Here is a 10228-nt window from a genome sequence, read left to right as displayed (position 1 = left end):
TACATATTTTTGAGCTGTTGAAATTACAATTTAAAATTTTAATTAAAACGAATAGTAAATTCAAGAACAATAAATGAATTAACGTAATTTAGAGAAACTCAGTTTTCAATATATTAGAGTTGTTGAAAAATTAGTAATTAAAACGTTTATTAAAAAATAAATGAAGGTTCCAAAGCCCTGCGGCTAAAACAAAAACGAGATGTTTAAAGTCTTTTCTAAAACATCTAATGACATCCGATGTAATTCTAAATCTTTTAATACCGGCAAAAGCATTTTCTACGAAAATCCTTTTTTTACTAATTCTTGTATTCTTTGCTTTTTGTGTAGCGGTAAGTTCTCTTTTCTTAGGTTTCTTTTTCGGTTTGATAATATTCACTTTTTTTGATGTCTTTTCAATTCCTTCAAAACCGGAGTCAAGGATACATACCACATCTTTAGGAATCGCAGAAGTAATCATCGTATTCTCCGCAACTTTAAGATCGTGCGTTTTACCAGATATCGTGTTCGATAAGAATAAGATTGCTTTATCTTTATTTGTCAAAATTAAGTTTTTAATCGTATGTCTTTTCTTTTTTCCAGAGTAGAATTCTTTTTGTAAATCCTTACCTGTTGGCCTTCTGATGGGCCTTTCTGTTCCATCTATGATTACATACTTCAGTTTTTTTAACTTCTTCAACTTTTTTTGAGATCGGAAATTTCATTTGCGGGAAGAGTATTCATTGAACCAAGTGAAAGAAATAAAACTTCCGCCAAAAGCTTTACCAACTTACAAGCAGTAGTCCTATCCATTTTAAATACCGCTCCCAAGACGTCGTAGGTCGGATAAGTTTTTAGATAAAAAAGAATAAAAAATAAATTCTCTTCTATATCCTGTAAGATTGATTTTCTACCTTTGGTAAAATTATGTTTTATTTCTTCTTTCAAAGATAAATACGCAAGGCCAAAGGGTACGCAGAGTGTTTTGAATTCTTGATGGGAGACACCAAGCAAGGCTTGCGACATTCTAAGATTCTTTAAAACTTTTTCTTTCGATATCATTACACATAGAGTTGTATCTTCAGGTATCGGTACAAGAATTTTACCAATTTTTCAACAACTCTATTATATTCCAGAAAACATTTCTGATAGTTTTAAATAAATTTATAATTTAATTATCTATCATGGGATATAAAAATGAGTATTTTAACGTGAGCTTGTCGCAAGAAGATTGAGACGAATCTGGCTTGTCATAGACAGCCAGATCGGACTCTCAGCTCTGATCAATAAATTGTATGCAGGAAATGTTATACAAAAATCTTCTTTAATTTCAATATAGAACGTTATGCTGAGCTCCCCTTGCATTGATCCTTTTTTCATTAATGTAATAAAAATTCATAAAATTTCTACCAAAGTCAACTCTATCTTTGCTTAAAATGTCGATTTTGATGTTTCAAGATATTTTTAAGATAGTTTGTAATCAACGTTTTGCGTTTCGTCTAACTCTAGAATAAGCAGAATCTATTTCGCCTAAAGGTTTTTCCAATTCCTCTAAAGCTGGATCTTGCCAATAACTATCGTATAGATTTTCACCGGAATAAGAATGAAAATAATTGTCAAAATGAATTTTAGCAAATTCATCTTTACGAGAAAACATAGCTCGATTGATTTCGTTTAGAATTCCAGCAAAATCTTCTGTTTCTGGATCAGGAGGGAAATCAGAAAAATATTGCATGGAAAGAAGAATTACATATTTTCTAGATTGTTTAAGTAACTTTAAAGATTCGTAAAGTAATTCCAATTTGATTGGCTGTAGATACGGTCTCGTATTATCTGAAATCGTTTTTTTTTGTTCCGCTGCACTCAATTCTCGATACGCCATTTCAAGATGTTTTTTTGGTTTGGTTTCGGTCTCTCGGATCGCTTTTTGTCCGAGAGAATTCAATTCACCTCGGATAGTTTTTCTACTCGATTCAATCATATCGGAATAAAGAATTATGAGCAAATCTTGAGTTCGTTTTAGTTCAGAATAGGATTTTTCCAAATCAAATTGAAAGTATAATTGATTAGTTTCAACGTGATGTTGAATAATTCTTTTATAAAGAGCTTTGTTCGCTTCCGAACCTAAATTGGAAATAGTACTATTCAAAGCTTGGATCAAAAACTCGTTCGTTTTAATTCCTCTTTCTACTCGAACAAGATGTGTAGCTCCATTACTCGCATAATCTGCAAAAACGGAAAATAGACCCGATAAAACTACGTAGATCGTAATTCCAAAAACCGCTTTCATATATTTATTTTCGGGAAACAAAGATAAAGAATTCAATCGGATCGCAAATAATAAGAAATTAACTTTTTAAAAAATTATGTCTGCAAGTCATTTTACAAATTGAATAGATCGTTTTGTGCGACGTTCGTTTGAAGTTTCGAGAAAGTTCTCGGAATTATAATTAGAATGAAATTAAATTTACGTTTTTGATTTTATATCCTTTTAAAAATCAAATTCAAAAAATAGAATATAGATTTTTAAATTCTCATTTAGGAAGGAATCGTTTGCAAAAATCTGCCTTCTTTTTAAATTCAAATATAATATTTGGTAGAACCCAAATGAAAACAATCATAGAGAGTGTTCTTTTGTGAAAAGATTATCAATTTTAGGAATAGTTGCAATTTTAACGTTATATTGTTCCGCCTCGCAGAAAGTTTATCTTTTATCCTATGGAGATTGGAAGGGGAAAAAACTTCCTGAAGTAGGAAAAATAAAAGGCGAAATCAAACAAGGAGAGGATTGTGGTTTTCGATTCAGTCTCTCGAAAGCTCTGGAAAACGCTCTGTTAAACTCGAAATATGATACGGTTTTAGACGCCGAAGTCATTCATTCAGCCAGTATGTTAGCACCTTTCAACTGTATTGCGGTCAAAGGATTTGCGTTTGATAGTTCCGAAATTCAAAAGGAAGATAAAAAATGAAAATATTTCGAATTACTACTTTGATCCTAATTTTAATCGCATTTATCAGTTGTTCTCAAAATGTAAAACGAATCTCTTATGTTTCCATCGATAAACCCAAGGACGGAATTCTTTCTGGAGAAAGTAAATCTGTAGAGTTTGGGAAATTTCGATTCGGAATAGTTTACATTCCACCGATAGGTGTACATCCGTATTTAAAAGAAGCCGAAATACAAAGCGGAAACACAGTACTCAGAAACGTCGATGTCGTTATGAGACCTGGATTTTGTTTACTTCCCTTAATGCCGGTAGTTTGTTTTACTAGATATTCTGTTGTTGCGGAAAACGATTCGGCCCAATCAGCTCCTTAATCGAATGGAATTTTAGAAACTTAGAATATTCTATAAAATTTAAAAACAACAATCTTACTTTGCAAAATCAATCTTAAAAATTTTTGGACCCGGAGTTTCGCATGGTTGCCCCTCTTGGTATGTAATTGTACATTTATTTTCCCGCAATACGATTTCTGTTTTAGAAACCGTATGAGCATCTCTTCTGTGCATACAAGATGATAACGCTCCTTTTTCAGGCAAATGGGAAGTAAGAAAATCTTTAGATAATTTCAAAAATTCATCCATATCAGGAAGTGTCTTAGGTAGATAATATTCACGAAAAACTTCTTCTCTGGAAATCTGAGCTTTAGGTCCTTGTGTAAAAGAACTTCCTAATATTTGAAAATTTTCCGTATAAAAATTCGTTACTAGTTCTTTTCCATCCCATACAAAAGTTTCTGTTCTCTCCAAAGTGATTCTTAAAAGTTTAAATGGATAAAAATGATCTAAATCTTCAGATTTTAAATGTTCCAGTTTAACTTCTCCTAACAAACAAGATCTTACCAGTAAACCCCTACTTGTAGGATTTCTTAAAAGTTTAAGAGTTGCTTCATAAAAATTTAAAAGACAAAAAATTTCTTTCGAAGAATTAACCCCAATCCAAGTACCTCCGTAATCTCCGTCTAAAGGAGCAATCGCAAAGATAGAACCGTTTTCTAACTTCTTTGGAGCCAAAGATGGTTTTCTTTTTACAGACTCGTCTCTATTAAATCCTATACCAAAAATTTTCAAATCTGGATTTCTATAGATGAGGGTGGTGCACATAACGTTTAAGGTGAAAGATAAAAATCGATTCTCTGATTTTTATCTGCTTCATATTTTCCGGAACCTGGAATTAAAGGTAGAGTTTCTCCATAACCTCGGAAACGGATCCTTCCAAAGGGTACCGTCTTGGAAAAAAAATATTCAAGTTTTTCTCTGGCTCTTTCTTCAGTACCTACTTGATTGACTTCTTCATCTCCTTGATGTGAAGAATGAGATTGTAATTCGATCTTATATCCTGGGAATTCGTTTAACAACGAACGAATTTTTCCGGGCAAACTCCACCATCTCGCTTCTACTTGAGATTCCGGAATCGAAATTCGTAAAGAATGATCTGCTTCCAAAACTAGAATTGTTGTTTTAAACTCTGCTCCCTTTCCATTCGATTCCCTTCCTAATATATCCGTATATTTCCATTCAAAATAAAATTCGCTCAAAGAACCGATTCGAACTCCAGACTCGTCCAAACCTTCCCAAAAAATTTCGGAACCAGGTTGTCCCTCGCCGCTCCAAGTTTTGATCTTACGTTTGAGAGAAGTATAAGGAGGTATTTCGTATAATGTTATTTCCCAAGATTGTAAAGGAATTCCCTGATGTGAAAGATAAATTTTTAAAAGGTCATTTTTTCCATCGTTGTCCGGAGAAAATTCTTTTGTCGAAAGAGATAAATTTAGATCGAAGGATTCTTTAGAAACTTCGAATGCAGAAGGAATAGATTGATAACGTTCGTATCGACTATGAACCGTTAATCGACAAAAATAAGTTCCAGCCGAAACAAAATCGCCGGTTTGGTTTTTTAAATCCCATTTCCATTCCGCTCCTGGTTCTCCGATTTCGCGCAAACGATAGACGTTTTTTTCTTCGTTACCCTTCCTTTGAAAGATTTCGATTTCGTAAGAATCAGATTTAAGTTTAGGAGAAACGTAAAAGGTAAACTTCGCTGAATTTTTTAAACTCCCCGATTGATAAGAATAAATTTTAGAATCGGAAAACATATCTACACCGATCATTTCGTTACGGATCGTAAGATCAGGAATTACGGAAATAGATTCGTTTTTTACTTTATCACTTCCGATTAATCGATATGTATAAATTCCATTAGATAATTGTTTATTAGAAAAATCTGTTCCATCCCAAATCAAAACGGAAGGTACATCCTTGAACTTCCACGTATAAGACTTTACGACTTTCCCTTCCGAATCTAAAAATTCTCCCGTAAAATAGTCAGAAAATTCTCCGGAAACCTTTTGAAAAATATTAATACGAGAAGAATTTCGATCTCCGTTTAAGAAAAGTACTCTTGTCTTGGTATTAATTTCAGAACTAGGCGAATGAGAATCTAAAAGAATTGTTTTTTCTTCGGATAATAGATTTTCCTTATTTTCGGTAACCAATCTAAGTCTATATTTGTATTCACCATCTGGAAGTAAAAATCCTTTAGAATCTTCTCCAAACCATAGAATCGATTCTGGAATTGTAATTTCAAGGGGGGACAGTTGTGTGTCATCCTGCAACAATCCAAAAAAAGAAAATCCTCTTTTCCTTCTATGATCCGCTTTGAAAATTTTTACTATATCATCTCCAGAATTTTTAATTACGAGTTCCCAATCAGAAAGACGAGGAAGCGCCGACTTAGAAATCCTAAACTCAAGTACGTCATTTTTTCCATCCCAATTGGGCGAGAATACTTCGGTATTTGTTTTTAAAAAAGTATTTGGGTGAAGTGGAAAATTAAAAAGCAAAAACGACGTAGCAATCAATCGAATTCCGTTCCACATGAGTACACTCTAATTGAGTACGTTTTTTTTCCTATTTCTTTTTAAAATGGAATAACTGGAATCCTTTAAAATCCGTACATAATCTTCTTAATATGGAGTTTCAACATTTTTTTACGCGAGTTTGGTATTACCCAATGCGAAAGGGATCGATGAATGAACTAAAGCACAACACTTTCCTGAACTCAGCGTCTCGCTTCTGGAAACTCAATGCATCGCTCCCTATGAGTCGCTCTGCAGGTCGCTCGAAGTAACTCAGCGTCTCACTCTCCATGGGTCGTTCGAAGTAACTCAGCGTCTCACTCTCCATGGGTCGTTCGAAGTAACTCAGCGTCTCACTCTCCATGGGTCGTTCGAAGTAACTCAGCGTCTCACTCTCCATGGGTCGTTCGAAGTAACTCAGCGTCTCGCTTCTATGGTCGCTCGAAGTAACTCAGCGTCTCGCTTCTATGGTCGCTCGAAGTAACTCAGCGTCTCGCTTCTATGGTCGCTCGACAGGTCAAGTTATTGAAAATTACAAAACTAGATCATATTTTTCTAAAATACTAATAACTTGACCAGAGCTGAGAGCCCGATCCGGCAACGCCGGATTCGCCCGGATTTTTCTTATGCAGAACTCAGTTTATTTTAGAAATGTTTTTCGAATTCTCTAAGTTTCTTTTGGAATATTTTTACGATCTCTAGTGCTCCCTAAGTGAAGCGAATTTTTAACGAAAGAATCCACGTATTTCCTAAGTGCAAAAGATACCGAAGTAAACGCCAACTCTTCCCAAGGAATTTCCTCTACAGAAAAAAGTTTTATCTCTTCTGATTCAGAACTTACGGAAAATTTTCCATCGACTAAATCCGCTAAAAAAAACATATATATCTGGCTGATGTGTGGAATACTATAAACACTCTGTAGTCCGAGAATATTAATTTCTGCGTTTGCTTCTTCTTTAGTTTCCCGAATCGCACCTTCTTCTACAGTTTCTCTGTTTTCCAAAAATCCAGCGGGCAAAGTCCAAAATCCTTTTCTGGGTTCAATGGCGCGTTTACAAAGTAAAATTCGATTTTCCCAGATCGGTATACTCCCGACTATTATCTTCGGGTTTTGATAGTGTATCGTTCCACATTGATCACATATGTGCCTGGATCGATTGTCTCCTTCCGGTATTTTATATGTGACAGATGATCCACAAGAACTACAGTATTTCATACTTTTCTAATGCGATTCCAAGTTAATAACGCTTCCAGCAACAACCAAAGAGTCAAAAAGATCAAAGTACCTCCCACCGCGGCAAGAAGTAAATTGGGAGATGGTCCAATTAAAAAATCTAAAAAGTTTCTGATCATGGCCCAAAGAGTCACTGACAATACAAATAACATCGGTATAAAAGAAACTTTGATTTTTTTCTTCAATTTTAAAAGGAAAATGGTTACCACCAAAAGTGCAAGCCCCGCTAATAATTGGTTCGTTGTTCCAAAAAGTTTCCAGAGCGCAAGCCCTGCAGGTTTCTTTTTTCCATCTTGTTCAATTTCTAAAAACGCGAAAAAACCTATCGCCACACAAGCGATTAAACTGGAAACATATCTGTTTCCTACAAAAGTTTGAATCCAAGAAATACGAGTTGATTCTGCAATCTCTTCGATATTGTATCTCAGAAGTCTTGTTGCAGAATCCAAAGAAGTCAATGCAAAGCTGATTACGATTAGCGCAATAAATCCTTGTCCGAAGGTTTCTGGAATTCCGATTTGAGATAAAAATCTTCCAGTTCCATAAATGTAAGCCCCTACTTGTGGAGCCAAACCTTGTATGCCCGACCAAGATCGATAAAAACCAGACCATTCTTCCGAAGAACTAAATCCTATCGTACACGCAATTACAGCAGACAAACCAAGCAATGATTCTCCAATCATCCCTCCATAACCGATCGACCTTGCGTCTGTTTCTTTATCCAATTGTTTAGCAGTGGTTCCCGAACTGACTAACGCATGAAATCCGGAAACAGCTCCACAAGCAATCGTGATAAAGACGAATGGAATCAGATCGAGTCCGATTGTTTCAGTTCGTATCACTTCCGCGTTAAAAGAAGAAAAATTTTGTAAAATTCCCCCCACAAAAAATCCTAGATAGATCAATACAATTCCTAAATACAATAAGAAAGAATTGATATAGTCCCTACTTTGTAATAACAACCATACCGGAGTTACCGAAGCCAAAAACGCATAAAATAAAAGTATATATTTCCAAGTTCCGGTAGAAGGAGAAGTCTCCACGTGACTGAGCCCAGTCCAAGAAAGAACTGAATCTTGCATTCCCAATACCATGGAAAATAACGTTCCAAATACGCTGAACACGGTAAGAGGTGTTAAGTTCATTCCTTTTTTGTAATGTAAGTATCCCATAATCACCGCAAGAATCATAATTACCGCAGAAGGAATTACCGCTTCCGGAAAATGACTTCTTAATCGAATGGATGGTTTTTCTTCCGTTCTGATTTCTCCCGGATGATCGTGAACTTTTTTATTTGCGGTTTCGGAATTTGTAACCGTAGAATTTTGTGTTTGGTTAGAGTTTGTTAAGGTAGGTTTCTTTTTTAAACCGATAGAATTAGAATCTACGTTATCCGAAATTTGTTTATGGTCCGAAACGGATTCGTTTGAAGTTGTCACGGAACCGGATTTTTTTTCTTTTGTAGTGGTATGAGACGCTGAGTTTGAAGAAGGATCTGCTGAAAACATTTCGGCAAGTACAAGAACAAAAACTCCCATTGCCAACGAAACTAAAAAGAAGATGATCGCGTGAAACAAACTTCTGGCTCGATGACCTAAAAGATCTTCCGCCACTTGACCGATACTTTTTCCTTGATTCCGAACCGAAACTACAAGCGCTCCAAAATCGTGCACACAACCTACAAATATACTTCCAAATACCACCCAGAGCATTGCAGGAAGCCAACCCCAAATTACCGCTACTGCCGGCCCAAGTACAGGAGCGAGTCCGGCAATGGACGCATAATGATGGCCGAATAATACAATTGGTTTTGTGGGAAGATAATCTACTCCGTCATTTAGTTTATGAGCAGGAGTATCATTGAGAATATTTTTCAAATCAAAAATTGATTTAGAAATATAACCCGAGTAAAACTTATATCCGAGAAAATAAACTAGAAAACATACAAGGACCGCAATTAAAGGAAGCATAATAGGAATGGATGAGTTTAGGAAACGTTACAAGCAAATCTTTTTTCTATCTTTAGGAAGATTTACGTTTCCGATTTATAAGTCTAAATGGAAAAAGAATTGATGAGCGAATTGACAAGGGTGGAAAATCTGGAAGTAGAGAGTATGCAGACTCAAAGTTTTGATCAAATCCGTTCCACTTTGGAAGATATTATTTTCGAAATTCAATCGGGATGTACCAATTGTGAATGGTATATTTCGGTAGAAAAAATCATCTCCGCTTTAAATATTCGTAAAGAAGATTATTATAGAATTTTTTATAACCTAAGAAACGATGTACATTTTTCTTCTAGAGCTGCTGCGGGTTTTAATGAAACACATGCGGATTCTCTGATTCAACTTCTTTCTAAAATTCTAAAGATAGAAGGAATTTCAGAAGAATTTGCAAAAAATGGAATATACTTTGACGATAACTATTTAGCAGAACTTCAAGTGAGTCTGAAAGAAAATATTCAAACCAGATTAGCAAAACACGAACTCGATCGAGAACTTCTTTTACTTTTATCTTCCGCAACTCTAGATTTTGACGACGCTTTTGATTCTTACTTTGACGATAAGTTCAATTTTGAAAGAATCGTAGAAAATGGAATTTCCGATTTTATAGAATTAAAATCGATTCAAAATGACTATGGTGCGGACGTTTTTTTAAAAAATCATATTTTTTCTATTCTCAACACAAAGATTTTTCATCTCAGAGAAATTACTAAAGAATACAGAGACAGAGCTTATTACGATTTGTTTGGTACATTCCGCAAAAAACCAAAAAAGAAAAAATCTGTTTCCGTTTTTCAGGAAATGGATCCGGAAACACAAAGGCATCTGGACGTACTTGGATTTGACGCTCCTTGTACATTAGAAGAATTGAAAAAACGATTTAAAGAATTGATTAAAAAATATCATCCGGACATAAACAAAGACGGGCTCGAAATGACTCAGAAAATTATTGCTTCGTATAACTACTTGATTCTGAGGATGAGTTAGTTTGTTTTTCTGGATTACAAAGGGAATTTCAGAAACCTAATGTTCAATCCGATTATAGAAAGTAGTTCCTATTTTTTAAATCCAGCCATAAAATCTAAATTTATAGTAGTTCCTACATCATTTATGGAAATATTGATTCTAATCTTTAAAAGCTAAAAAATAGTGGGAG

The 10228-nt window shown here is 34.8% G+C and carries 10 protein-coding genes; 3 read left to right on the top strand and 7 right to left on the bottom strand.

From position 1 onward, the window contains the following. Nucleotides 1-130 precede the first annotated feature (130 nt). From LEP1GSC059_RS23900 to LEP1GSC059_RS01510, 3 genes are all read right to left on the bottom strand, one after another. Nucleotides 131-676, bottom strand: a complete 546-nt coding sequence (locus LEP1GSC059_RS23900; protein WP_017215778.1) for a transposase family protein — start codon at nt 674-676, stop codon at nt 131-133. Continuing rightward, complete coding sequence (locus LEP1GSC059_RS23895; RefSeq protein ID WP_020980105.1) at nt 673-1038, bottom strand: helix-turn-helix domain-containing protein; 366 nt, start codon at nt 1036-1038, stop codon at nt 673-675. Before LEP1GSC059_RS23895 ends, LEP1GSC059_RS23900 begins: the two co-directional genes overlap by 4 nt. A 418-nt stretch (nt 1039-1456) precedes the next feature. Then, entirely contained in the window at nt 1457-2266 is an 810-nt protein-coding gene (locus LEP1GSC059_RS01510) for an adhesin OmpL37 family surface protein (RefSeq protein WP_020980126.1), read from the bottom strand. A gap of 346 nt (nt 2267-2612) precedes the next feature. On the opposite strand from LEP1GSC059_RS01510, the gene LEP1GSC059_RS01505 reads away from it, so the two are divergent. Next, nucleotides 2613-2945 carry a hypothetical protein gene (locus LEP1GSC059_RS01505; protein ID WP_002179363.1) on the top strand — a complete coding sequence of 111 codons (333 nt, stop codon included), beginning with the start codon at nt 2613-2615 and terminating at the stop codon, nt 2943-2945. After that, complete coding sequence (locus tag LEP1GSC059_RS01500) at nt 2942-3295, top strand: LIC10260 family lipoprotein (protein WP_002179238.1); 354 nt, start codon at nt 2942-2944, stop codon at nt 3293-3295. Before LEP1GSC059_RS01505 ends, LEP1GSC059_RS01500 begins: the two co-directional genes overlap by 4 nt. A gap of 54 nt (nt 3296-3349) precedes the next feature. On the opposite strand, the gene LEP1GSC059_RS01495 is transcribed toward LEP1GSC059_RS01500, so the two are convergent. The 4 genes from LEP1GSC059_RS01495 to LEP1GSC059_RS01480 form a co-directional block, all read right to left on the bottom strand. Further along, entirely contained in the window at nt 3350-4081 is a 732-nt protein-coding gene (locus LEP1GSC059_RS01495) for an NRDE family protein (RefSeq protein WP_017215193.1), read from the bottom strand. A 5-nt stretch (nt 4082-4086) separates the two neighbouring features. Next, a complete protein-coding gene (lsa66, locus tag LEP1GSC059_RS01490) occupies nt 4087-5856 on the bottom strand; it encodes a fibronectin-binding adhesin Lsa66 (RefSeq protein ID WP_020980089.1) in 1770 nt (589 codons plus the stop codon). Between the two features lie 646 nt (nt 5857-6502). Next, nucleotides 6503-7051 (bottom strand): NUDIX hydrolase, encoded by a 549-nt coding sequence (locus LEP1GSC059_RS01485; protein WP_016559219.1) that lies wholly within the window; start codon nt 7049-7051, stop codon nt 6503-6505. Continuing rightward, the gene (locus LEP1GSC059_RS01480; protein WP_017215192.1) at nt 7048-9039 is read right to left on the bottom strand and encodes a carbon starvation CstA family protein; all 1992 of its coding nucleotides are present in this window, start codon (nt 9037-9039) and stop codon (nt 7048-7050) included. Before LEP1GSC059_RS01480 ends, LEP1GSC059_RS01485 begins: the two co-directional genes overlap by 4 nt. Nucleotides 9040-9126: 87 nt before the next feature. Here LEP1GSC059_RS01480 and LEP1GSC059_RS01475 point away from each other — a divergent pair, with 87 nt between their 5' ends. Beyond that, nucleotides 9127-10059: a J domain-containing protein gene (locus tag LEP1GSC059_RS01475; RefSeq protein WP_004430278.1), complete on the top strand. Its 933-nt coding sequence runs from the start codon at nt 9127-9129 to the stop codon at nt 10057-10059. Nucleotides 10060-10228: the final 169 nt, after the last annotated feature.

It is taken from the genome of Leptospira noguchii serovar Panama str. CZ214 (genome assembly GCF_000306255.2).
GTDB lineage: Bacteria > Spirochaetota > Leptospiria > Leptospirales > Leptospiraceae > Leptospira > Leptospira noguchii.
This window is presented reverse-complemented; position numbering and strand designations above follow the sequence as displayed.

Bases quoted from the DNA above. Each gene is read 5' to 3' on its own strand.
- LEP1GSC059_RS01510 (WP_020980126.1), bottom strand. From the start codon at position 2,266: ATGAAAGCGGTTTTTGGAATTACGATCTACGTAGTTTTATCGGGTCTA.
- lsa66 (WP_020980089.1), bottom strand. From the start codon at position 5,856: ATGTGGAACGGAATTCGATTGATTGCTACGTCGTTTTTGCTTTTTAAT.
- LEP1GSC059_RS23895 (WP_020980105.1), bottom strand. From the start codon at position 1,038: ATGATATCGAAAGAAAAAGTTTTAAAGAATCTTAGAATGTCGCAAGCC.
- LEP1GSC059_RS01495 (WP_017215193.1), bottom strand. From the start codon at position 4,081: ATGTGCACCACCCTCATCTATAGAAATCCAGATTTGAAAATTTTTGGT.
- LEP1GSC059_RS01485 (WP_016559219.1), bottom strand. From the start codon at position 7,051: ATGAAATACTGTAGTTCTTGTGGATCATCTGTCACATATAAAATACCG.
- LEP1GSC059_RS01480 (WP_017215192.1), bottom strand. From the start codon at position 9,039: ATGCTTCCTTTAATTGCGGTCCTTGTATGTTTTCTAGTTTATTTTCTC.
- LEP1GSC059_RS01500 (WP_002179238.1), top strand. From the start codon at position 2,942: ATGAAAATATTTCGAATTACTACTTTGATCCTAATTTTAATCGCATTT.
- LEP1GSC059_RS01475 (WP_004430278.1), top strand. From the start codon at position 9,127: ATGGAAAAAGAATTGATGAGCGAATTGACAAGGGTGGAAAATCTGGAA.